The 23,614-nt window shown below is 47.7% G+C and carries 21 protein-coding genes and 1 riboswitch; of the genes, 14 read left to right on the top strand and 7 right to left on the bottom strand.

What is annotated here, in order from left to right; all coding sequences use genetic code 11:
• The first annotated feature begins 546 nt into the window (after positions 1–546).
• Positions 547–649: riboswitch (TPP riboswitch) on the top strand.
• A gap of 47 nt (positions 650–696) precedes the next feature.
• The 6 genes from thiM to GJR95_RS25835 all read left to right on the top strand — a co-directional run bounded on the left by thiM (position 697) and on the right by GJR95_RS25835 (position 4,505).
• Positions 697–1,503 carry a hydroxyethylthiazole kinase gene (thiM, locus tag GJR95_RS25860; protein ID WP_162388609.1) on the top strand — a complete coding sequence of 269 codons (807 nt, stop codon included), beginning with the start codon at positions 697–699 and terminating at the stop codon, positions 1,501–1,503.
• Positions 1,500–2,120: a thiamine phosphate synthase gene (gene thiE / locus GJR95_RS25855; RefSeq protein WP_162388608.1), complete on the top strand. Its 621-nt coding sequence runs from the start codon at positions 1,500–1,502 to the stop codon at positions 2,118–2,120. Before thiM ends, thiE begins: the two co-directional genes overlap by 4 nt.
• A gap of 12 nt (positions 2,121–2,132) precedes the next feature.
• Positions 2,133–2,939, top strand: coding sequence for a bifunctional hydroxymethylpyrimidine kinase/phosphomethylpyrimidine kinase (gene thiD, locus GJR95_RS25850; RefSeq protein ID WP_162388607.1), 807 nt, complete (start codon positions 2,133–2,135; stop codon positions 2,937–2,939).
• A 6-nt stretch (positions 2,940–2,945) separates the two neighbouring features.
• Complete coding sequence (locus tag GJR95_RS25845) at positions 2,946–3,596, top strand: TenA family protein (protein ID WP_162388606.1); 651 nt, start codon at positions 2,946–2,948, stop codon at positions 3,594–3,596.
• A 95-nt stretch (positions 3,597–3,691) separates the two neighbouring features.
• Positions 3,692–3,883, top strand: a complete 192-nt coding sequence (locus GJR95_RS25840) for a twin-arginine translocation signal domain-containing protein (RefSeq protein ID WP_162388605.1) — start codon at positions 3,692–3,694, stop codon at positions 3,881–3,883.
• An 85-nt stretch (positions 3,884–3,968) separates the two neighbouring features.
• Positions 3,969–4,505 (top strand): pyridoxamine 5'-phosphate oxidase family protein, encoded by a 537-nt coding sequence (locus GJR95_RS25835; protein ID WP_162388604.1) that lies wholly within the window; start codon positions 3,969–3,971, stop codon positions 4,503–4,505.
• A gap of 233 nt (positions 4,506–4,738) precedes the next feature.
• On the opposite strand, the gene GJR95_RS25830 is transcribed toward GJR95_RS25835, so the two are convergent.
• Complete coding sequence (locus tag GJR95_RS25830) at positions 4,739–5,695, bottom strand: MBL fold metallo-hydrolase (RefSeq protein ID WP_162388603.1); 957 nt, start codon at positions 5,693–5,695, stop codon at positions 4,739–4,741.
• 448 nt (positions 5,696–6,143) lie between these two features.
• Complete coding sequence (locus tag GJR95_RS25825) at positions 6,144–6,350, bottom strand: DUF4287 domain-containing protein (RefSeq protein WP_162388602.1); 207 nt, start codon at positions 6,348–6,350, stop codon at positions 6,144–6,146.
• A gap of 136 nt (positions 6,351–6,486) precedes the next feature.
• Between GJR95_RS25825 and GJR95_RS25820 the strand changes: the two genes are divergently transcribed.
• Positions 6,487–7,476, top strand: coding sequence for a 3-hydroxyacyl-CoA dehydrogenase family protein (locus tag GJR95_RS25820; RefSeq protein WP_162388601.1), 990 nt, complete (start codon positions 6,487–6,489; stop codon positions 7,474–7,476).
• Between the two features lie 124 nt (positions 7,477–7,600).
• Here GJR95_RS25820 and GJR95_RS25815 read toward each other — a convergent pair whose 3' ends face one another.
• Positions 7,601–7,951, bottom strand: a complete 351-nt coding sequence (locus tag GJR95_RS25815) for an MmcQ/YjbR family DNA-binding protein (protein ID WP_162388600.1) — start codon at positions 7,949–7,951, stop codon at positions 7,601–7,603.
• 262 nt (positions 7,952–8,213) lie between these two features.
• Here GJR95_RS25815 and GJR95_RS25810 point away from each other — a divergent pair, with 262 nt between their 5' ends.
• Positions 8,214–8,813: a YbhB/YbcL family Raf kinase inhibitor-like protein gene (locus GJR95_RS25810; RefSeq protein ID WP_174260227.1), complete on the top strand. Its 600-nt coding sequence runs from the start codon at positions 8,214–8,216 to the stop codon at positions 8,811–8,813.
• A 107-nt stretch (positions 8,814–8,920) separates the two neighbouring features.
• Here the strand turns inward: GJR95_RS25810 and GJR95_RS25805 are convergent, their stop codons facing one another.
• Positions 8,921–10,864, bottom strand: coding sequence for a histidinol-phosphatase (locus GJR95_RS25805; protein WP_162388599.1), 1,944 nt, complete (start codon positions 10,862–10,864; stop codon positions 8,921–8,923).
• A gap of 132 nt (positions 10,865–10,996) precedes the next feature.
• On the bottom strand, positions 10,997–11,821 hold the full coding sequence (locus tag GJR95_RS25800) for a siderophore-interacting protein (RefSeq protein WP_162388598.1): 825 nt from the start codon (positions 11,819–11,821) through the stop codon (positions 10,997–10,999).
• A 386-nt stretch (positions 11,822–12,207) separates the two neighbouring features.
• Between GJR95_RS25800 and GJR95_RS25795 the strand changes: the two genes are divergently transcribed.
• The 4 genes from GJR95_RS25795 to GJR95_RS25780 all read left to right on the top strand — a co-directional run bounded on the left by GJR95_RS25795 (position 12,208) and on the right by GJR95_RS25780 (position 17,003).
• Positions 12,208–13,005, top strand: coding sequence for a HipA family kinase (locus tag GJR95_RS25795; protein ID WP_162388597.1), 798 nt, complete (start codon positions 12,208–12,210; stop codon positions 13,003–13,005).
• Entirely contained in the window at positions 12,992–13,366 is a 375-nt protein-coding gene (locus GJR95_RS25790; protein ID WP_162388596.1) for a DUF3037 domain-containing protein, read from the top strand. The genes GJR95_RS25795 and GJR95_RS25790 overlap by 14 nt, the downstream gene beginning before the upstream one ends.
• Before the next feature lie 17 nt (positions 13,367–13,383).
• Complete coding sequence (locus tag GJR95_RS25785; RefSeq protein ID WP_232540870.1) at positions 13,384–14,685, top strand: serine hydrolase; 1,302 nt, start codon at positions 13,384–13,386, stop codon at positions 14,683–14,685.
• Positions 14,686–14,756: 71 nt separating this feature from the next.
• Positions 14,757–17,003: an alpha-galactosidase gene (locus GJR95_RS25780; RefSeq protein WP_232540869.1), complete on the top strand. Its 2,247-nt coding sequence runs from the start codon at positions 14,757–14,759 to the stop codon at positions 17,001–17,003.
• 23 nt (positions 17,004–17,026) lie between these two features.
• Here GJR95_RS25780 and GJR95_RS25775 read toward each other — a convergent pair whose 3' ends face one another.
• Both GJR95_RS25775 and GJR95_RS25770 read right to left on the bottom strand, forming a co-directional pair.
• Positions 17,027–19,120 carry a ComEA family DNA-binding protein gene (locus GJR95_RS25775; protein WP_162388595.1) on the bottom strand — a complete coding sequence of 698 codons (2,094 nt, stop codon included), beginning with the start codon at positions 19,118–19,120 and terminating at the stop codon, positions 17,027–17,029.
• Positions 19,121–19,250: 130 nt separating this feature from the next.
• Positions 19,251–20,546 carry a hypothetical protein gene (locus GJR95_RS25770; protein ID WP_162388594.1) on the bottom strand — a complete coding sequence of 432 codons (1,296 nt, stop codon included), beginning with the start codon at positions 20,544–20,546 and terminating at the stop codon, positions 19,251–19,253.
• Between the two features lie 166 nt (positions 20,547–20,712).
• On the opposite strand from GJR95_RS25770, the gene GJR95_RS25765 reads away from it, so the two are divergent.
• Positions 20,713–21,342, top strand: a complete 630-nt coding sequence (locus GJR95_RS25765) for a thymidine kinase (RefSeq protein WP_162388593.1) — start codon at positions 20,713–20,715, stop codon at positions 21,340–21,342.
• Positions 21,343–21,352: 10 nt separating this feature from the next.
• Positions 21,353–23,611 carry a type IX secretion system anionic LPS delivery protein PorZ gene (gene porZ, locus GJR95_RS25760; protein ID WP_232540868.1) on the top strand — a complete coding sequence of 753 codons (2,259 nt, stop codon included), beginning with the start codon at positions 21,353–21,355 and terminating at the stop codon, positions 23,609–23,611.
• The last annotated feature ends 3 nt before the right edge of the window (positions 23,612–23,614 follow it).

The raw sequence follows: 23,614 nt of genomic DNA, 5'->3' as shown, positions 1-23,614 counted from the left end.
TGGTTGAGAAGTTGAAAGAAAGCCGTAGTTTTAGCCGTGCTGGGAACAGGGGTCATGAATTTGTCGTCTAGTTAACCACAAAGGTAAGACTACTGGCTCCCAGCCAGTTTTATAAGAAAGCCCTGTAACCGAACAGTACCAACAGCAGCGTGAACGATTGATCTATGCAATAGTACTTCTGCTTTTGATACTAAAGTTGGGCTGTTGATAGCTGGTTGACCTTGATTTATAAACGGGTCTAATCGGGCTATTGTCGGTCATGGGTAGTCGGCCCAATGTACCATTCGCTGGCAACGTATAGAAATGCCATCGCACAGGAATAATCCACCAATGTTACTACCTGTTTATTAGCTGAGACACACCTCCCTCGTAGCGGTTGCCACACTTTCCGCTGGTCATGACCAACGGCGTTAGCATTCCCGTAGCGCAGAATCAAAAGGAGAGTTTAGTTTAACAGGTTGGTTGGCTGTCGCTGAGGTGTTCGCTTTCCATGTAAAAACTAGTTTACTGGCTCATATTGTAAAGGAGGAATAGTATACCTTTGCCAGACAACTTTAGGGGTGTCTGTCCCGGAACAGGATAGACTGAGAGAATACCCTCATTACCTGATGCAGTTTATACTGCCGTAGGGAAAAGTTAGCGTCTATTCGTTCGCTCTCCTCTAAAGTTGCTGATTATCCCCTTATTAACAGCAACATGTCTCAAGAAGCCCAACTGATCTGGACCTACGTCGAGCAAATTCGCGCTCAGGCTCCGCTTGTCCATAATATTACCAACTTCGTAGTGATGAATAATACTGCCAATGCACTGCTGGCGTTGGGAGCATCGCCCGCTATGGTTCATGCGCCGGAAGAAGTAGAGGATTTTGTGTCTATTTCAAGCGCTCTGGTCGTCAATATCGGTACACTCGACGCTACATTTGTGGCAGGAATGAAGCTCGCCATGCATCGGGCGAAAGCGTTAGGTAAACCCATCGTGTTCGATCCGGTTGGAGTTGGTGCAACGGCCTATCGAAACAAGGTTAGTGAAGAGTTATTGTCGTTAGCGGCCCCAACCATCATTCGGGGAAATGCTTCTGAAATTATGGCACTCGCTGGCCTGAACGCACAAACCAAAGGCGTTGACAGTTTGTATGGCTCAGAAGCTGCCCTAGAGGCAGCCCAGCGGCTAAGTTTGGTATGGGGCTCGGTGGTGGTCGTTAGTGGGGCTACCGATTATATTATTCAGGGTAAACGAGTTGCTACAGTAAAAAATGGGCACCCACTCATGACGAAAGTAACGGGCATGGGTTGCACAGCCACCGCTTTGATCGGCGCGTTTTCAGCCGTTAATGCCAATTATTTCCAGGCAGCTACGCATGCTATGGCTGTTATGGGTATTGCTGGAGAAATTGCGACTGAAAAAGATTCGGCTCCTGGTAGTCTACAGGTCAACTTTCTTAATGCGCTTTATGAATTATCAGAAGCGGCTATAACCAATCGGCTTCAACTAACGCAATCGTGAGCGGGCTCTATTTAGTGACTGATAGCGAAGTCGCCCAGTCGGCAGGTCATACGTTGCCTTTTGTGGTTGAAGAAGCCTGCCGGGCCGGAGTGAAGTGGGTGCAGCTACGCGAAAAGGCGTTATCCACCCGCGCTTTTGTTGCACTTGGCGTTGAGTTGAAACGCATTACTCAGGCACACAGTGCCCGGCTGATCGTCAATGATCGGACTGATGTTGCGCTAGCCATTGATGCCGACGGCGTTCACGTCGGTCAGGATGATATGCCGTATCCGCTGGTCCGGTCATTGATTGGTCCTGATAAAATCATTGGGCTGTCTATCAACAATTTATCCGAATTGCCGGCTGCTGCTGGTAAAGATTTAGACTATTTCGGCATTGCAACCATATTTCCAACCGGAACCAAGCAGGATACGTCCAGTTTGCTTGGATTGGAGGGGCTCCGGGCGATTTGTAACCAAACTAGTCTGCCTACATTTGCCATAGGCGGTATAAAAGCCAGCAACATTCAGGACGTCATTCGGGCCGGTGCATCGGGAGTAGCTGTTGTATCGGCTATTTGTGGTCATCCGTCACCGTACGAAGCCACCCGCGAACTGATCCAACTTATTGGTACTTAGAAATTTGTACAAATGAAAACATACACCAGGGCTTTAACGATTGCCGGTTCTGACAGTGGGGGAGGAGCGGGTATTCAGGCCGACCTTAAAACGTTTTCGGCACTCGGCTGCTACGGTATGTCGGTGTTAACGGCACTTACCGCTCAGAACACAAAAGCGGTAACGGCAATACTATCCGTTCCGCCCGCCTTTATCGCCGAGCAATTAAAAGCTGTTTTGAGCGATATTGGAGCTGATGCCGTTAAAATCGGGATGCTTCACTCGCCGGAAGTTATTGAGCAGGTCGCCAGAACGTTAACGGAATTTGGCGTAACAACCATTGTGCTCGATCCTGTAATGGTGGCCAAAAGTGGCGATAAACTCTTGCAGGATGAAGCCATCGACGCCCTGAAAACTTACCTTCTGCCTATGGCGAAGGTGATCACCCCTAATCTACCTGAAGCCAGTGTACTATTGGGTAGACCAGTAGAAACAGCAGCAGATATGCTACCAGCCGCTGTTGAGCTGGCAAAGCTAAGTTCAGGAGCCATTCTGGTAAAAGGTGGCCATTTGAACTCCGCTGAGAGTACAGACTTGCTTTATGTTTCTGCCGAAGAACAGCATTGGTTTCCAACCGAGCGGATAAAAACGGAAAATTCGCACGGAACAGGCTGCACACTTTCGTCGGCCATTGCTGCCGGATTAGCCAAAGGATTGTCTATCGTAGAAGCAGTAGCTGCCGCCAAAGTATATCTGACGCAGGCACTTCAGGCTGGAGCCGTTTATCGTCTGGGACATGGACACGGACCAGTTCATCATTTTTTTAACGTTTGGCAATAGACGCGAATGAAATTTACGGAACAACTTTGGGAGGACATTAAGCCAGTTTATGATGCCATTTTACAACATGGCTTTGTGGCAGAACTGATGGCGGGTAACTTGCCGTCTGCCACATTTCAGTATTATATTCAACAGGATGCGCTCTACCTGGCCGACTTCAGCCGGGCGCTAAATCAACTGGCAGCGCGGTCGGTCAGGCCGGACGATATGCTGCAATTCACACAGTTTGCGCAGAATGCCATTCTGGTAGAACGGGCTTTACATGAGACGTATTTTACGTTGTATGCTATTCAGCCGGAAACGAAAAAAATGCCAGCCTGCTTTGCCTATACGAACTACCTGCTGGCTACCACCTCGCTCCAATCCATTGCCGTAGGAGCGACTGCTGTTCTGCCCTGCTTCTGGATTTATCGGCAGGTGGGCAAATTCATCTACCAGCGCGCCGTTCAGGAAAATCCGTACCGGGCCTGGATCGACACCTACGCAGGCGATGCCTTCGATCAGTCGGTTACACAAATGCTTGCCCTAACCGATCAGTTTGCCGAATTAGCGAGCCCGTCGGAACAGGCTGCTATGCGGGAAGCCTTTCGCGTATCGAGTCGGCTGGAGTGGTACTTCTGGAACGATGCTTATACCCAGAACCGGTGGCTGGTTTGAGTTTTGGTTATGCATCCCGAAAATGGCCGATTTTTACCACCAAACAATCTGATCTACGCTAAAACTTTGCCTAACGATTTTAAATAGAATGAGTTATGCGACGTAGAAAGTTTTTAACCCAAGCCACGGTGGCCGCATCCACGGTGGCCACATCTTCTTTATCGGCCCAGGCTGACTATGGTGTCCTTGCTGCGAAGCCTTTCACCGTGAAAGCGGGCGATGCCCAATTTGGAGTTCAGAGCGAGCATTTAGCAATGCCAGTTTATTCCCGTAACCTAACGAAATGACGTCTCTTAGATTCAATAAAAGAGGGTTGCCCAAGTTTTTTGTTGATCATCAAAGGAGTATTTATTTAGTAATCAACAGAACGTTATGGACAGTATCAATAAACAGCAACCCGAAGAGAACCACAAAGATTTGACGGGTATTGAAGCCGGGAAAAAAATCAATGAACTCGTTGGCAAAAGCAATACGTGTTATTTCTGCACAAAGATTACGACCGGAGAGCCTTTGAAAACAAGGCCAATGTCGGTCCAGAAGGTAGATGAAGAAGGTAACTTCTGGTTTTTAAGTGCCAGCGACAGCCATAAAAATGCGGATATACAGGCCGATAGTCAGGTCCATCTCTTATTTCAGGGTTCTGATTATTCCGATTTTTTGAGCGTATACGGGGCCGCCACGCTATCTAAAGACAAAGAACTCATTAAGGAGCTCTGGGGGCCAATCCTTAAAACGTGGTTTACTGAAGGTATTGATGATCCGCGTATTACGGTGATAAAAGTAGAATCTCAGGAAGGCTATTATTGGGACAATAAACACGGCAATGCTGTGGCGTTTGTAAAGATGGCTGCCGGTGCTCTCATGGGCAAAACCTTAGATGATTCCATCGAGGGTAAGCTAACTGTCTAAAGTGTGCCTCTGGCGCGAATCGCAGATTCGTATCGGGTGAATCTGATGACAAAATCGAACCGTATTACCTAACAGGCTTTGTGTTAATCTGTTAGGCAATACGGTTCGATTTTACCAATGAAAGTAGTATAAATACACGACATCGCTCAACAAGTATGTCGATGGTTTATGCTCAGAATCTATCCATTTAGCAGGAGTATAATCTGCGAGAAGACAGATCCTAAGACTGAAGTTTATAAGGCAAATTGAAGCAAATCCTTTCCAACTATAATAGTTCCTGAAAACGTACTGCCTACAGCCTTGGCCCATACCTCGTCGGTCAGGGTCTTATCATCAGGAGGCACAAAGTGATTTAAAATGAGATTTTTGGCATTGGCGGCTTTCGCAATCTTTCCTACGTCTTCGGCTAACGTGTGATGCGATAATATGCTTGCTTTTAATTTGGTTGCATTTGGGCGCCTTTTCACCATCTCATCAACCGCTGGACCATACATAACTTCATGAATAAGATAGTCGGCACCCGACGCAAATGTGGCAAGAGCGGGAAAATAAGTCGTATCCCCTGAAAAAACGACGACCTTATCCCCAAGTTTAAATTTTAAGGCATAGCTCTCTTCAATGGGAGGATGGCGATTTCTCAGCGATTTGACGTCAAAATCTGAAGTTGATACGAGTGTCCCTTCCGAATATTCGTGACTTATGACAAGGAGTCTTATATCGGGCCGCCCTTCGTCTTTAATACGGGTGTCAATATCAAAACGATTCGATTCCCAGTAAGCGCTTAGAAGTGATTTTAGCCCAGCCGGTGCATATACATGAATTGGCTCTGCCAAACCAGATAACCAGGCATTATACAATAGTGGACCGAGTTCGAGGTTATGGTCGGAATGGTGATGGGTAATGAAAATATATTTTAGGGAAGATAGCCTGATACCTGCTTCTAATAGCTTGAAAGTCACGCCATAACCCGTGTCAATAACGAAGGGTATATTTTTATAAACGATAAGATTAGCCGAAGGGGTCTGTTTATAGGAACGAATGAAGGGGCCGCCCTGAGTCCCTAAAAGAACTAACCGGTCACCGCTCTGGCTAATGGAATTGTTGTCATTTAAACCAGATGATCCAGTTAGTCCAACTGTGCCAGTAAGTAGAAATGATTTTCGAATGAATTCTCTACGGCTATTTGACATACCTGCTGAATTAATGAAAATGACTACTGTTAATTCATGGACTTCCCAAAGAACCTGATTGAGAGAAATAGCATTGGTAACCGCTACATGCCGACCCGCAAGGGTTTGTAATTGTAAAGGTTCTGATAATCTGTATGTTGTAAAAACTTTAGATTGAATATACTCTTTATCGTAGTCCGAGTATCAGGTTTATTAGTTAAAGGTATTTTGTCATACCACTATAAAAAGAAGCGTAAAGAATTATTGATAAACGAGTTCGATAAAATCAATCTGTAGTTAACTGGTTGGCTTTCGCTTGGAGCCGTGCCACGGTTTGCTTTCATTAATAACCATGGCACGGCTCCAAGCGAAAGCCAACCAGTTAACTACCTTATTCGGCTAATTGATATAGTATACTGTCCCGGAGTTTGTGCCTTCAAAAGCTTTAGCTAACACATTGCGTAATGATTTAAATCAGACCTGAGTCTTTAAACACTTTATAGATAGCCATTGCATGCCCATGACCCAAGTCAAAGTCTTCTTTGAGCCAGGCTACAATGGCCCCCGCTTTCGTGCCGGGTTTCAGTAAGCCTTTTGCTTCGGCAAGTTGTTTGAAATCGTCCGGCCCTTTGCCAGTCTTAGCTCTGATGTTGTCGATATACGCTTGAAAAGACATGTTTCTGCTGCATCTAAAAGGGCCTAAATATATAAAAAATGGCCAGACAACATTAAAAGTCAGTCATGTGGTTCTTATCGTAGTTGCCAGTATAGAATTAGTTTGTAGATAGGCTTAAACTACCATGAACCAGCCAATGAATCCAGAAAAAATTCCCGTGGGCGTAGTCGGTTTGGGTCTGATGGGGTGCAGCATCACAACCTGCCTGTTGTTGTCCGGGCATCCGGTAGTGGCCGTTGCTCCACTACCAGTCGATATGGAAACCGCCGAAACCCGCATTCGGGAGCATCTATCGAAAGCTTTTCAGGAAGGTATGCTCGCAAAAATCCCGGATTCTTACCTTCAGCAACTTATTATTACGGAAGATTACAACTTGTTGAAAGACAGTAAAGTTGTGATGGAGTGCACGTTAGAAAATATCGCGATTAAAAAATCGGTCTATGATCGAATTGAAGCCGTTGTTGCCGAAGATGCACTGATTACCAGCAATACCTCCGCCATTCCGATCAGTATTCTCCAGCGCGAAGTTCGGTTGCCTGCGCGGTTTGTGGGGTTGCACTGGTCCGAACCATCGCACACAACCCGCTTTCTGGAAATCATTTGTGGAGACTTGAGCGATATAGCTGCCGCTGAGTGGCTCTATGAGCTATCGCATCTGTGGGGGAAAGAACCGACGCTGGTTCGTAAAGATATTCGAGGGTTTATAACCAACCGGCTGATGTATGCTATGTACCGGGAAGCTTTTAATCTGGTCGAAAACGGTTATGCAACGGTCGAGGACGTCGATCGGGCCTGTCGAAATAATGCAGGCTACTGGATGACACTGGTGGGCGTTTTTCGGTGGATGGACTTAACGGGGGTGCCTGCCTATCATACTGTTATGAAGGATTTATTCCCGACCCTGAGCAATCAAACGGAAGTTCCCAAACTGATCGACGATATTGTGAAGGCAGGTGGCAAAGGGGTTTTGAACGCACAGGGATTTTATGACTACACCCCTGAGGAAGCTAAGCTCTGGAAGGAAACCTATGAAGAATTCAGCTACGACATTCGTCGGCTAGCGCTGAAATACCCGGCTGATGTTGTAAAAAAGAAGCTCGCTGCTGATGAAGAGACTGCTGGTTAAGTCATTCAACAGGCTATTAACAACTAATGCAATATTGACATCAGCAGCGGTCAGTGCGTATGCAGGAGAGACCTGTGCTTCGATAGGCAAAGATTGCACGACAAATCGGGGGGATTTGTCTCGTTTATTCATACCGGCTTTGCTTGACAAGCAAAGCCAGTTTTTTGGGTGCCACTTCACAATAAGCCATTGCCAGAGCGTCCACCAATGTCTCTTCAAGAACCTTATTTAAGTTGATGAGCGTCCAGCCTTGTTTGCCCCACTTGTTCGGAACGGGATAAATAGTGGAGGAGTCGAATGACGAAAAAACATTCTGATCTATTTCGGATAACTTAACACAAACTCGATTATGCGGGCCGTTGTAGGTAGCAAATATCTTTTTGCCAATTTTAAACGAAGGCTTTTCAAAATGAGGTTGTTCTGTCGTTTCGGGAAACGATAAGGCTACTTTTCGAATCAGATCCAGGCCAATCATTATCTGTTGTTTCTATCTAGGGATTTCGCTTCGAGCCGTGCCACGGTTACTAATATGCCTAATCAAATCGTGACTCTGCTCGAAGCCTTTAATATACAAATTTTTCAGGGCGTTCTTGAAATCTGACCGTGTCGAAATGTAAGGCAATTCTGTTCACGACAAAACACAGGACGTTTTTTTCGGTTGACCAATTAGCGACACGCTGACCGATTACAGTAACGGAAGGGTGCAATTGGGCTTTTTAACCAAACGTAGAGATAAAATGAAACGATTATTTATTGCCTTTACTCTTCTGATCAGCGCCATTACAGTAACGTTCGCTCAGCAGCCTTCAGCGCCTGCATCGTCAACGGCCCCAGCTATGCGGCTAACAACTACCGCATTCCCGGATGGAGGGATAATCCCGATCAAGTTTAGCCAGGCGGCTCCCGGAGCGGCTCCCGGTGGCGGCACTTCGCCAGCGTTAAGCTGGAGCAATGTGCCGGTAGGTACGCAAAGTTTTGTTCTTCATATGCATGATGTCGATGTAAGTCGTAACAATAGCACAGACGATAATCTGCATTGGCTGGTCTGGAACATTCCGCCCACTCTCACGAGCTTGCCTGAAGGAGTTCCAGCCGGTGCACAACTCGCCGATGGCAGCTATCAAATGAATGTCTTCACACCCGCCTATCGCGGTCCCGGCGCGGCAGCTTCTGGACCTCTGCATCACTACGTATTCGAAATTTATGCCTTAGATACTAAACTCGACGTGAAGCCCAGTTCGGAAGGGTCAGCAACGCGGGTGAACGTATTAAAAGCAATAGAAGGGCATGTGTTGGGAAAGGCTGCGTATGTCGGGCTGTTTAAGCGACCGCAGTAAGCAGATTCACTGTTGATGGAATTTCTTTCGGGCTATTGAGTGTGATTGTTCAGGTTTTGCGTCTTCGGTTAGCTACCAGCACCTCAATCGTTTTCAGAAAAATCAGATTATTTACCACCGGGCTTCAACAGAAAATCCCGTACCAGCTCCAGTTGGTCGGTACTGAGGAAGTCGACTCCTGCTTCGCGAAGTTTAGCCCAAACTGTGGGGTCTTCCGGACTGGCCCAAAGTCGAAGTTTTTTCCCTTCCCGGTGGGCCCGATCAGCCAGTTGGCGCAGTTTCTGGAAGTCTTCCGATGGCATATCGCCCTTACCACGCCAGGTTAGCTGATTTGGGTAAGCATCGCTGATAATCGGCATTACGGACTGCTTATACCCTTTGCCCAGATCAGTTGGGCGACCATCGATCGACAGCAGGCGTCCTTTGGCGTTGGCTATTGTCTGTATGGGTCTGTTGCCCGACAGGACAATAGTTATGACGCCAGCCGAGTTTTTAGTTCGACTGCCAGTAGTCAATAACGAGCGATAGCGTTGCAGTAATTTATCCAACGCCTGATACGTACTGTCTGCTTGTGTTTTAGCGTCAATCATCAGGTAAAATGGTCCCTGATAACCATTTAGTGCCTGACCATTGTTCTGGCGTATTCGTTCCGCTAATGGTTTGAGATATAGATTTTCGAGGGTAGAGGCCGCGTTTTTAATGCTGGGGCGGTCATGAGCCACATATAGGGTATCGCCAATCAGATGAACATCCGCTTCGACACTGGTAAACCCATTATCCAGCGCATCCCAAAGAGGTCGTGATTGCTCATAGTCATTATGGGCGTGTGCGTTGGGCAGGGCCACAACGCCAGTAAGTGGTTGCGGTGCCTGCCATTGGGCAATGGGTTGGGTCCAGGCGGTTTCAACGTCGCCCGGCATAAAAGGGTTGTATTTGGGTTTGTTGGAGATGATCTTAGCCCGAGCCAGTAAGATATCATCCGTAAGTGAATAGGTCGCTACGGTGTCGGCCACTTCGCGGAGTAGTTCAGCCTGTTGACGACCCTTTCGAACGCCGAAAAACTGGATTCGATACGTTACATTGGGTTCGGTTTTGACTTGTATCGTCAGCCTGTTGCCAGCCTGAGGCAATTGCTTCAGCGTAACGCCTGAACTTGCATAGAACCGACCTGCTTCCATTGCATCGATTAAAGCTTTAGGCGTCAATTCGGGCGCATTGACCATGACCCATCCCCGTCCTGAATTGCTAAATTCCGGCCCGAAAAAGTAATAATGATGACTATCGTCGGTGCCTAATCCATACATCAGCGGCCGTCCCTGCTGAAGAAAATGGAGGTTAATTTTATCCCACATCGACTCGGTGCCCTCACGGGTACTATCGCCATAATTGTGTACCAATGGATGGCCATTGAACACCTCAAAAAATCGCTCATGCCGGAGCTTCATCAGGTCCTGAGCCGTAATGGCATAATAAAAGTTAGGGTGGTTAATGTGCGGAAACATGGGCTTGCCTGTCAGCCGTCGTTGTGCAACCACCATATCGATGTTATTTTGCATTACCTCGGCTACGCTGTTACCCGGCAGTGGCCTGATCAGGTTCTGTACATTCGTAACATTGATATGAATGGGTTTCCCCTGGTAGCCGGTCGAGAGTTCTTCACTTTTGATAATCAGGAATTTACCGGATTCTTCAAAATAGCTTCGATACTCGTCCAGTCTTTTTAGCCGAACCTTGAGCGAATCATTTGAGCCTTTGCGGTACGTAACCCAATCAGGGCCGAAAGTGCGCAGGTAGCGATCAAACGTTCGGCGCCGGTCTCTCTGATGGGGTACGTTAATCCACTTTTCAACCTCCTGCAGAATGTTATGATCCGATAAGCCAACAAATTGATAACCATTGGCTTTGTACCAATCCATAATCATTTCCGGATAATCATCGCCATCGCTCCAGAGTGAGTGCGTGTGCAGATTTCCTTTATACCACTGTTGCGCCTGTATGATGGAAGTAGTGAAACAAGTCAGGAGTATACTCAGGCAGACAATCTTTTTCATAAAGCCAGGTGGTTTGTTTGACGTCGTAACATTTACCTCAAGTTATCCACTTATCGGGGTTTCATGAAGGATAAAAGGCCAATACAAACAAAACTACCTTGTACGAATAGAAGATATACTACGAATTATGAACTATTGTTCTGCCTGCCGGTGGCGCAGTTCATGATAGGCTTCTTCGCTCATGCCGAGTTTCCAGTAAGCCGCCACGTGTAATTCATGGTTGGCAAGCTGGTGTTTCATGCGCAGGTAATCGCGGATTTGTTTGGCCGCCAATACTTCGGTTGCGACCCAGACAAAGCGGTTTTCGGTATGACCGGCTGGTATGGTAGCCGTGTGTATGGCCTCATGTAAAACCTCGCTTTTACCCGCTTCAATGCCGTTTCTATGTAGCCAACGGACCTGAATATCAGCGTCAAATTCAAGCTGTTGTTCCTCCGTTTCGTCGGGAATCTCAATAAAGGCCAGACCTTTAGCCGTTGCTGGTAAAAGCTCAAGAATGGCACTGATCGCCGGGAGAGCGGTTTGGTCACCCGCCAGTAGATACCAGTCAGCTTCACGGTAGGAGATGCCGGGACGCAGGGCAATACCCAAGTAGTTACCAACTGCTACCTGAGTTGCCCAGGCAGAGGCAGGGCCTTCGTCGCCGTGAAGGACGAAATCGATCGCTAATTCGCCAGTTATTGGTTCGTACGAACGGACCGTATAAGTTCGCACTGCTGGAAGTCCTTCTTCGGGTGGTGGTAGAGGCTGTCCATTTGCGTCGAATGTGGGCAGAATAGGCTTCTCCTGACCAGGCTGGGGCAGCAAAAGTTTAAGATGAATGCCGGGCATCAGACCTTCTAACCCAATCAACTCGTCGCTACTGACGGTAATCCGGCGCATATGCGGGGTTATGTCCGTAAACTGAACAACTTGCACCAACTCAAGTATGATCGGCCGACGTGGTCTTGTATTCATGATCTATGTTATGTTAAAAGAACGGTACGCTAAACGGTATTAGGAATTTCGCTTCGAGTCGTGCCACGGTTTGTTTACGCATAATTAGTAACCGTGGCACGGCTCGAAGCGAAACGCCTGGGCATTTATTTAGAATAAATCTAAACGAATGTAGCGGATAAAATCGGAAACATTCCTGCGTGGTCGCTGAAAAATAGCCAAACTGTTTTCGGGAGGTAGGTAGGTGCAGCAAGCTAACTGAGCGCGAAACGCCCTGTTAATTCGGTCTATTAGGCCGTTTGAACCTGATATGTGCGAAAAACGGCTTAAATTTCCCGGACATTTCTGCTGAATTTAGGCGTGGGGCCTGTAAAGTGAGTGCTGATTCAATATTGAACTTTGTACTAGTGAGTAATACGAAACCTGAGCTCCGAACCGTCAATGTGATACGCTACGGAAAACCGTTGCGTGAGGGAGGCTCTCTGCCTGCTCTTGTTGAGGCCGATGATGATTTTTTGTATGTATTGAAATTTCGAGGGGCTGGCCAGGGCACCAATGCCCTCATTGCCGAACTGGTAGCCGGGGAGATTGCCAGAACCCTTGGTTTGCGCGTGCCGGAAATTGTGTTCGCCAACCTTGATTCGGCCTTTGGTCGTACGGAACCAGACGAAGAAATTCAGGATCTGCTCCGCGCCAGTGAAGGCCTTAATCTGGCACTTCACTACCTGTCGGGTTCCATTACATTTGACCCCATTCTGAATGGTGTCGATGCGCGTTTAGCTTCGCAGATTGTTTGGCTCGATGCGTTTGTGATGAATGTCGATCGCACCGCCCGAAATACCAATATGTTGATGTGGCATAAGGAACTATGGCTGATTGATCATGGTGCGGCCCTATATGTTCATCATACCGGACCCAATTGGCCCGAGCAGAGTCTGCGTCCGTTTTCGCAGATCAAGGACCACGTCTTACTACCCAAGGCTACAGACCTCGATGCGGTTGATGTCGATTTTCGGCAGATTCTTACCGCCGACCGGATTCAGTCAATCGTTGCGTTAATTCCCGACGAATGGCTGACGAACCAGTCGATGACCGAATCGGCGGATGAGCAGCGGGTGGTCTATGCTCAATTTTTGGAGACTCGGGTCGCCAGATCAGAAATTTTTGTCAACGCAGCAAAGGAGGCCCGAAATGCACGTGTATGAGTACGCCGTAATCCGGGTAATGCCGCGGGTTGACCGCGATGAGTTTCTCAACGTCGGTGTCATTTTATATTGTCGTGGGCAGGGTTTTCTGCAAACGATGTTTGAACTGAATGGTGAGCGGCTTCGCGCTTTTTCAACCGAACTGGATCTACTGGAGCTTGACGAACGGCTTCGCGCCTTTCAGCGAATTTGTGCAGGTCGCGCCGAAGGTGGAACAATTGGTAATCTTCCAATCGCCGAACGGTTTCGGTGGCTGACGGCTACGCGCAGTACGGTTGTACAAACCTCGCCGGTTCATCCGGGGTTGTGTGCCGATGCGGGCGAAACGCTCACCCGGTTATTTGCTCAGCAAGTTCTATAAACGAGTAGGCAATACGTATGAAACAATCAATGAAAGTCTTCATCAGCGTTCTATTCTTTTGTTGGTCGATAACCGTCAGCTACGCTCAGCCTCGAACAGATGCTGTACTGACGAATCTGTTTGAGACCAATCAACGTTCTATTTTTCAGGAAGTTATTCGGCATCCAGATACCTATCGGCTCCAGATTATTTATACCCAGATCAATCGGGATAAGAACAATAATCCCACGTTTATAAATTATTATTTCAACGTAGATAGTACAAACTACTTTAACCCTGCATCGACAGTAAAACTGCCGCTTGCCCTGCTCTCGCTGGAAAAACTGAATGGCCTTAAGGATCAGCAGGTAACAAAGTTCACCGCCATGCAGTTTGATAGCGCCTATAGCAAGCAAACGAAAGAATGGCAGGATGAAACCTCCGAAACCGGCTATCCATCTATTGCCCATTTTATCAGGAAAGCATTTCTGGTCAGCGATAACGATGCCTATAGCCGTATGTATGAGTTTGTGGGTCAAAGCGCGATCAATCGTTCGTTGCACGCAAAAGGATACCTGGATACCCGCATTACGCACCGGTTCGTTCGCATGACCGCCGACGAAAATCGCCACACAAATCCTATCCGATTTATTCAGAAAAACGGGGCGCTGATCTACGCGCAACCTGCGGCTAACAATACCGATCCATTTGATTTTCGGCGGGTTGCGAAACTTGGAAAAGGGTTTTACGTGAAAGATAGCCTGGTCAATCAGCCATTTGATTTCACCGAGCGAAATAAATTTCCACTCGAAGCATTCCAGCAGGTTCTGCAATCCGTGATGTTCCCATTATCTGTCCCGGCCAAACAGCGGTTTAAACTGACGGCCGATGATTACAGATTTTTATATCAATACCTGTCGCAATACCCCGGCGAAACCAATTATCCGAAATACGATGCGAAACAGTATTACGACAGCTACGTAAAGTTCTTTTTTATGGATAGTCTCCACCACCAGATGCCCGAAGGTGTGCGGGTGTTCAATAAGGTTGGCTGGGCCTATGGTTTTCTGACCGATGCCTCCTATGTAGCGGATTTTAAAAACAGGATCGAATACATGCTAACGGCAACGATCTACGTCAACAGCGACGGCATATTGAACGACGATAAGTATGAATTTGACAGTGTAGGGCATCCGTTCATGTATCAGCTCGGCCAGACGATTTACGGCTATGAATTAAAGCGTAAGCGGCAGTATGCTCCTGATTTGAGCCTGTTTCGCCTTACCTATGAAAAACGAAATAATGATAATCGGCCCCCGGTGAAGGATGTTGATAATTGAGTTGAGCGACAATTTTTTGTGGACGATGCAAAGGTTGGGTAAATCGTTACCAATCATTGGCTTTCATGCCTATGACTCGTCAAAACATGCTGGCCCGGCTTAGTCGTTTATTCGTTAAGGGGAAAAGATATGGCCTTTTCGCACTGATCATTAGCCTTAATTTACTACTGGCAAATACTGGGTTCGCACAGATCCAAACATTGCCCGTTTACCAGCCTACGACTTTCAATGGTGACTGGCTTATTACACCTGTTACGCAAAAGGCCGCTATCTATCAGGCAAATGGCGGTAAGGATCTGGTGATGTCAAATGGGCTGATAACCCGGCGATTTCGCATCAGCCCAAATCTGGCAACCGTCGATTTCCAGAATCTGACAACAGGTGAGCAGTTTGTCCGATCAATCCGTCCGGAAGCTATGTTGGTGCTCGATGAGAAAACATACCGGGTTGGTGGTTTATACGGTCAGAAAGAACAGGCCTACCTGCGCGAAGAATGGATTGACAGCTTTACCGCTGGCCCAAATGATTTTCAGTTCAAATCCTTTACCGTTTCGCCTTTAAAACCAGTCATTAACTGGCAATCCCGAACCTGGACCTCTACCCGCAACCAGCCAACAGGTCAGGAATTAACGCTCTTGTTTGGTGCTAACCAGCCTGAATTACAAGGCGTTGAGGTTGCAGTGCATTATGCGCTTTATGATGGTATTCCGACCTTGTGCAAATGGATAACGATTCAGAATAAGAGCCTGAAAAAAGTACATATCGATCAGGTTATCAGCGAGAATCTGGCGATGCCCGAGGAAGAGTCGGCGGTGGTCGGGAAACCCGAACAGATGAAGAAACCCCAACGGATTTACATTGAAAATAACTATGCGTTCAATAATTCGATGCGCTATGACCTATCCGATCAGGCAACGCATTGGAAGACCGATTCGCTCTATACATCACAGGTAAACTACAACTACGAAACGCCCTGCGTGTTGGAAGTATATCCTACTGTTGGGGTCGGTATTGACCTGGAACCTCAGCAGACATATACGTCGATCCGTACGCATGAATTATTGCTCGATTCGTATGATCGGGAGCGCAATGGTCTTGCCCGTCGACGGTTTTACCGAGCCGTAGCGCCCTGGACGACGCAGAATCCAATATTTATGCACCTCATCAGTACCGATCCGGAAGCAGTAAAGCGTGCCGTTGATCAATGTGTAGAAACGGGGTATGAGATGATTATTCTTAGTTTCGGCAGTGGCCTGAACATGGAAGATACAAGTGCCGCTAACATCCGAAAGTTTAAAGAATTAGCTGATTACGCTCATGGAAAAGGTATTTTATTGGGGGGCTATTCGCTGTTCAGCAGCCGCCGGATCGATGATGACACCGACGTAATTGATCCGAAAACTGGTTTGCCAGATAAGGGAGCATTTTTTGGCCACGCGCCCTGCCTGGCTAGTCGATGGGGAATCAATTACCTCAACAGCCTGAAACGATTTATTCTAGAAACTGGATTTGATCTATTAGAACATGATGGTCCTTATCCCGGTGATGTCTGTGCTTCGACAAAACACCCTGGCCATAAAGGGCTCGATGATTCACAGTGGGTGCAAATGGAGATGCAGAAGGGATTCTACCGATTTCTAAACGAGAAAGGGGTTTACATCAACGCGCCTGACTGGTATTTTATGGACGGTACCAACAAGATTGCATTGGGTTACCGGGAGGTAAATTTTTCGTTATCCCGGGAGCAGCAGAAGATACTGAACCGGCAAAATATCTTTGATGGAACCTGGGAAAAAACGCCCGCGATGGGCTGGGGATTTGTACCGCTGACAAAATATCAGGGGGGCGGGCCAGAAGCTGTACTGGAACCACTCAGTGAACACCTAGCCGACTACGAACAGCTTATGATGCAGTATTATGGAGCTGGTGTGCAGGCCTGTTACCGGGGTCCGCGGCTTTACGATACCGAACAAACGAAGCAGACGGTTAAACGGGTCATTGATTGGTACAAAAAGTACCGCCAGCTTTTAAACGCCGATCTTGTTCACCTTCGTCGACCGGATGGGCGCGACTGGGATGGGATTATGCACGTAGATCCTTCTCTAAAGGAAAAAGGATTAGTGATGCTTTTCAATCCATTGAAAACAAAAATTACCCGGACCATAAAACTGCCGCTTTATTACACCGGCCTTGATAAAGTGGCCGTGATTAGACAGGATGGCGGAAAGGGTAAAGTTTATAGCTTAAACCGGAAGTATGACGTAGAAGTACGAGTAGAAATTGAGCCGGAAAATTATAAATGGTTATTAATTGAGTAAAGACTCATAAAAAGTCGACCTGGTTAGAATTGCCACCGCGCCTGGATTTTCAGTTCCGATTTGTGAGAAGCGTTGATCTGGTCGAGGTCTGAGCCAACAGTAGTTTGATTGGTAAAGTCAGTACGCGCCCAACGAACCCAGATCGCGAAATGCCTGGTCAGGTTATATTGCGCTATCAGGTAATGCCGCAGACCATGATTGAAATAGGCCGGGAAAGAGAAAGCATACAGAACATCGCGCTCATAAACGTATTGACGGCTGTCGTAATCATCCGTTCCGAATAATGCGACCCGACTGCTTAAACTTAGCCGACGAATAGCCCACGTAGCATCCTGCACCAGAACGAAACCAGTTGAAGGCGATTGCCCTGCATAAACAAATTGGCCCCACTGTATGCGCGATCGTAAAGATAATCCATGCGTAGGTGTATAGTCTGCATTCAAAGCCAGGTTCCGGCGTGTTGTGCCGACCGTGACTTTAGGGTCGCTATCAGGTACGTTTTTTTCTTTGTGCTCTTCATGATAAACGACATAGAAAGCCGTTTTTCGATTTGGCGTATACCGGGCCTGTAACAAATAGTCGAAACCGCGGGATGGTTTATCGACCAGGTATTTAAGCCATGGGAAACGAAAATAATCGACAAAACCTCCTAGCGTTAGCTTTCTGTAAAGGGTATACTTCAGGCCCAGATATGCACCTGATTCATTACTATTACGGCTACCTTCACTGAATGAGTTGCCATAAAAACTATGAAAATTTCGGTCGTAGTGCCGGAGTGCGACGGCTATGTCCAGTTTTTTTGTCAAACTGGCCAATGTGCCAGCGATTGCCCCAATACCACCTGAATTACTTTCTGAACCGGTGCTACGGGCTATTTCGCTGAAAAAATTCCAGTTGTGCCAGACATAACCACCATGAAAGCCAACGACAAGGTTTTGATTGCCAGTAAATTCGTACTGATTGTAAGGCAAATTGCGTCGCTGATAAAATTTATCGAACGATGTTCTTAGCGCAGTAAAACCCAGCTGTAAACTTTTTTTGTTGTGATAAAGTAAATGTGTTCCGATAGTTGTTTCGAGTAGACTTCCCTGGTCGTCTAGTTCCGATTGGGTACGATGTAAGCCTGATGTTTGTAGTGATGTAGCAATAGGTCCTTTTCCTGCTGAATCTATTGTCGTGTTGGCGTCACGCCTAATACTGGCAACAAACAGCGTAAGTTCCAGTTCTGGACGAATCGCATAGGTAGCTATTCCACCTCGAAAGTAGCCATACTCGGTTAGTGACGTGTAGGGCCGGGCTCCTAGGGTTGGCCGTCGAACGGTCTGTACAGTCTCTGCGCTTTTGCCCAGAACAAATCCTGCCGATAGCACTAAACCCTGCCCAATCTGCAATTGATAATCGCCAAGCAGGATATTCCGCCAACGGCCGCGATTTTGTAGCTGTGCATGAAACGAGACATAATCGATTCCATACCGCCGGGCCGATGGTTGCCAACCCATTGTTTCGCCAGGGTCTTTCTCTATCGTCAGGCCAATGCTAAAAGCTCGCGGTCGACTGTACCGATAGCGGGCATACCATTGCTGTGAATTGCCGAGAAAATGTGTGGGGAGCTTGCCGTTTTTGTCAGGCATGGCCTCTGAAAAGCCTTTCTGTTGCTCCAGAGTTTGTTCGTAGCGTACGATTAAGTAATTGTCAGTTGGCGTCGGTAAAGTGCCGAATAACCGGGGATTACCAGCTACGGTCACAAAAGGGATTAGTCGGCGGATCGTTGGCAGATCGAAGTCAGGTACGGCCTGAAGTTCGTAGATAGACAACAAATCACCAAAAGCCAGGCGATAAGTTTCCAGGCTACTTAGCTGACGTTCGGTAAGCAGATAAGTGGTTTCCAACTCGTCGCGGGTAGCCGTGTTCAGATCGAGCGGATTGGCATAAAGCTGGGTCAATGCCTCATAAACCGACTGATAATCAATTCCCTCGGTTTGCACAGGAAACAGATCCTGTAAAGAACGACTCACCGCATCGGAACGGTCGGCATCCCGATTTGGCTGATTCTGCTGGGCAATGGCAGAGACAGTGATTAGCCAACCGCCTATAAGGAACAGGTAGATAGAACGCACAATTGTCTGAATAGTTGGATAACTTATGCACTTACACGGCTTAATCAGGTTACTTTATTGGACGTGACTCCTTAAAATAAGTAACCAAATGGATTTGTGTAAGTACAATGGCGAGCCTACTGTTCAGCCATCAGGAAAATCGACGTTTCAGGATTTCAACCAGTTCACTAACCTCATCGCTGCTCATATCCCAAAGATATTGTGACGCATACCGATAGGAAATGAGATCGAGCGCCTGCCCGTAATTGTTCAGTGTATCGATTTCCTCGATAGCTTGATTATAAGCACTGGAGTTACCGTTAAAGAGCTGGTTAATGAAACGAAATTTTTGATTGAGCGAAATGCTGCGCGAAATACTCTCAATGGGTGCCCGATGGAATGTTTCGGCAACCGTAGCAGGCTCGGCAGGAGTGGCTCCGCGTAATGTATCGTTCAGGGTAGGTACTGTTTCGTCGGAACGAATCGGTGAGTTGGTCTGAACTGTAGAAGGGTGGGAAATAGCGTCGGTCTGTACTTGTGATGGCTGGCTAATTGGATCAACAGGTTCTGGGCCAGCGGGGCTACCATCAAGAAACATTGGCCCGCCTGAATCAGAATCATCCACTAATTCAGGTTTGGGCATTGGGTCAGGCTGGGGAGGTAACGCTGGCGGTACTGTGGTAACTGATGAATTTGCGTCTGCACTGCCCATTGGTGCCGTATTATCTATCGGTACTAACGGAGCAGGTGGAACCGATGATTCTATAGCGGTATCGAAAAATGACCGCCCCGGTGCTACCGGAATAGTATCGGGTACGTGGCTGCGCAGTAGAGCCGATACATTCATCGGCACTTTTTCCGAAAACAGAGTAACAAACTTATCGTAATGTTCCAGCTCATGGCCTCGCTGCGTTAGGGCTTCATCCAGATACCCCAAAGCCTGATTGACATACACAAAAGGTTTCCCATTCATTCGTTGAGTAATATGAGCCGGAATGAACTGATTTATTTTTGTGTATCGTGTAATTTGTTTTAGGGCCGGAGCCGTAAGTGTAAACTCAGGCTGACTGCGCAGGATATCATCAAAATAGGCCCTCGGGTCGAAAATCATGGTAATTGTCCGGCGAGTGGCATCGGCAAGCAGCGGTTCCAGGTGTTCGCGCCGAACAGAAATATATTGCGATACAATGTTCATGAAATTCTGCAAGGCTTCCTGTACGTCGGCGCTTGAGAAATCGAAATACGGGCTGCGAAATTTCTCGGCGTCGGCCTGCCATTTATCCGACAAGCTACTGATGACGAACAGGTTAATCTGACTGATGGGCGTCAGTGACAGAATTTGCTGGCCGTTGATGGTTGAGTGATGCTGGTAAAAGTCGGAGGCTGTCCGACGGGCGTAGGACTTGCTATATTCAGTGAGCGCGTTGGCGTTAAACTTGTTCGACATCGGGAAAAGCCTTTGTTTTGTAAAGATAAAGTTTTCGGACACAAACCGCTTTTGGCCCGTAAATAATTTAAAAAAAGTGGTTTATGTCCTAAATTAAGCCAACGATCGAAAACTCGACTTGTTCGATCAATAATTATCTATCGGCTTCTACAACGACCGACACCAAATGTTTATTGAACCCACTCGACGACGTGAACCACCCCATCTCCGAACCGGCTGGATCGAGGTGATTTGTGGCTCAATGTTTTCCGGAAAAACCGAAGAACTGATCCGGCGGCTGACTCGTGCCCGCATTGCTAAACTGAAGGTCCGGATATTTAAACCGGCTCTCGACACGCGCTATGACGATGTAAATATTGTTTCACATTCAGCTTTGTCAATTCATTCAACGCCTGTGCAAACAGCGGGCCAGATTTTAGCGCTGGCGGGCGATTGCGATGTAGTTGGTATCGACGAAGCTCAGTTTTTCGACAAAGAAATCATAGACGTTTGCCGTGCGCTGGCCAATCAGGGTCAACGGGTGGTCGTGGCAGGTCTGGACATGGATTTTTCGGGCCAACCTTTTGGCTGTATGCCCCAGTTAATGTCTACTGCTGAATACGTAACCAAAGTTCACGCCATTTGTGTTGTTTGTGGCGATATTGCCCAATATTCGTATCGGCTTGTGCCTTCGCAGGAGCGAGTATTGTTGGGCGAGACGGACAGTTACGAAGCCCGTTGCCGCCGTTGTTACAACCTGGGCGAGGACGCTGGCCAGAAAGAATGGGCTTACGAAGATGCTCATAATGATGAGTGATAAACAATTCGTGCATAGGGCAAAAACTGGGCGGCTGTGGTTGCTCAGTGCAGTCGTATCATTTATTGTTCATCACTCCTCATTTTCTCAGATCGGCAGCTGGCAGTCGCATGCCAGTTATCGGTCGGGCCAGACCGTTGCCATAACTGCCAATACGGTTTATGCAGCGACTAAGAATGGTTTTTTCTACGTCGACAAAGCCACGAATCAAACAGTCACACTGTCGAAGAAAGATGGACTCAGCGATGTTGGTATCAGTCGTTTATTCTATCTGGCGGATCAGAAACGACTGTTGATCGCTTATCAGAATGGTAACCTGGATTTTCTGTCATTATCAGACGCTGGTGAGCCAGTTGGTGTTGTAAACGTAAACACGATTCTTAGAGCTACAAATCTCCCCGTTTCCCGTACGATCAACCACATTAACCGTGTTGGAACAACTGTTTATCTCAGCACTGATTTTGGCCTTGTCGTGCTGGATGTGGTTAAGAATGAAATCCGGGATACCTACTTTAGCCAACGGCCCGATGGTTCAGCGCTACCTATTTATCAGACCACTACGACCGCTGATAGTCTCTATGCACTAACGGCTCCTTTGCTCTCTGCCGAATCCGGGCGCCGAATCCGTGCTGTGCGTTTTGCGGCTAACGTCAATATTGCTGATCCGGCCAACTGGAAAATTGTTCCAGAACCTGGGTCTCAACTCGAATCCATCGTTACCAATCAAGGGCGGTTATCCGTAACGGTTAATGGACAGGGTATTTACGAACGGCAGACCGGTCGGTGGGCACTCACACAATCGCTTTCGAATCCACTTGTTCGACAGTTTCCGGCTGCTGCTGGCCTTATTCTGGCAACGGATAAGGCCATAACAATACCTGGTTCGGGTTCAGTTACCAGTGCTTTACTGGCGAATCCACGCGAAGTTGTCCTGGATGGGAGTACTATCTGGATTGCCGATACGCAGAGTGGATTACTGTCTGGTAGTGCGGGCGTGTTGCAGCGGGTTGCCCCCGAAGGGCCAACACAGGATCTGTTTGCCGCGCTATATGCCTATGCACAAACGCTTGTTGCTTTACCTAAAGGGCCGCAGGATGATACCCAATTAAATCCCAATCAGCCTCCGGCCGAACTATTGTCTGTATCTAATGAGCGCTGGCTGACGAATTCGACCAGTGGCCCCGCCCAGGGATTTAATTCGGCGGTTTATCTGCCAGCCGAGCAGAAGTTATTTCTGAGTAGCTACGGCGGTGGATTATGGGTCCGTTCTGATGACCAGACGCTTAGCGCTGTTACGTTGCCAGCAACTATTGGTGCCTATATCAGCAGCCTGGCAATTGATGTTGATGGTAACCTATGGATAGCAACGGCTGGTCCTAATGCCCGGCAGGCTACCTTACATGTTCGGCGGCCGGACGGTCAATTTCAGTCATTTTCGGCGGTTAATCACCCTGCCATCGCGCAGGTTGTTCCCGACGATAATGGCTTTTTATGGCTTCGGTTAAGCTCTGGGGGCATTCAGGTTTTTGATCCACAGGCGAATCGGAGCCGGTATTTGACAACGCTGACCGGTCAGGGTGGATTATTGACAAACTCAGTACAAACATTAGTAAAGGATCGTAACGGCGCCATATGGGTAGGAACCGATCTTGGTCCCACGGTTTTCGATAACCCATACGGTGCCTTTGATGTCAGTATCGATGCGCAGCCACCCCTCCTTAACCGACGCCGATTGCTGGCGAATGTGCCCATTACGGCCATTGCAGTCGATGGGGGTAATCGTAAATGGATCGGAACACGTGATGGTCTGTACCACGTTGCGCCCGACGGGTCCCAATTGCTCGACACGTTTACGGCTGATACAAGTCCATTACCGACGAATTATGTTCAGGCACTGGCTATTGAGCCGATAAGCGGAACTGTGTTTATTGAAACCGGAATGCCTAGTCAGACTATGGGTATAGTTTCTTATCGGGGTCCGGCCACCGAACCCGCCAACGTATTGAATAGCCTCTCTATTTTTCCCAACCCTGTCCGACCTGATTTTACAGGAACGGTTGGTATGAATGGACTGACCGAAAACTCGACCGTTAAAATTTTGGATGCGGGCGGACAATTGGTCTATGAAACCCGCTCGCAGGGAGGAACCGCTACCTGGAATCTGCGTGATTATCGGGGCCGGTCGGCGCAAACGGGTATCTATCTGGTGGTTGTCGTTTCGGCCGACGGAACCGAAAGTCTGGCCGGGAAATTGGCTGTTGTCCGATAGCCT

Origin of the sequence: Spirosoma endbachense, from assembly GCF_010233585.1 — a bacterium.
Lineage (GTDB): Bacteria > Bacteroidota > Bacteroidia > Cytophagales > Spirosomataceae > Spirosoma > Spirosoma endbachense.
The sequence above is the reverse complement of the archived record's forward strand: the minus strand, read 5'-3'. Positions and strand labels throughout refer to the sequence as shown.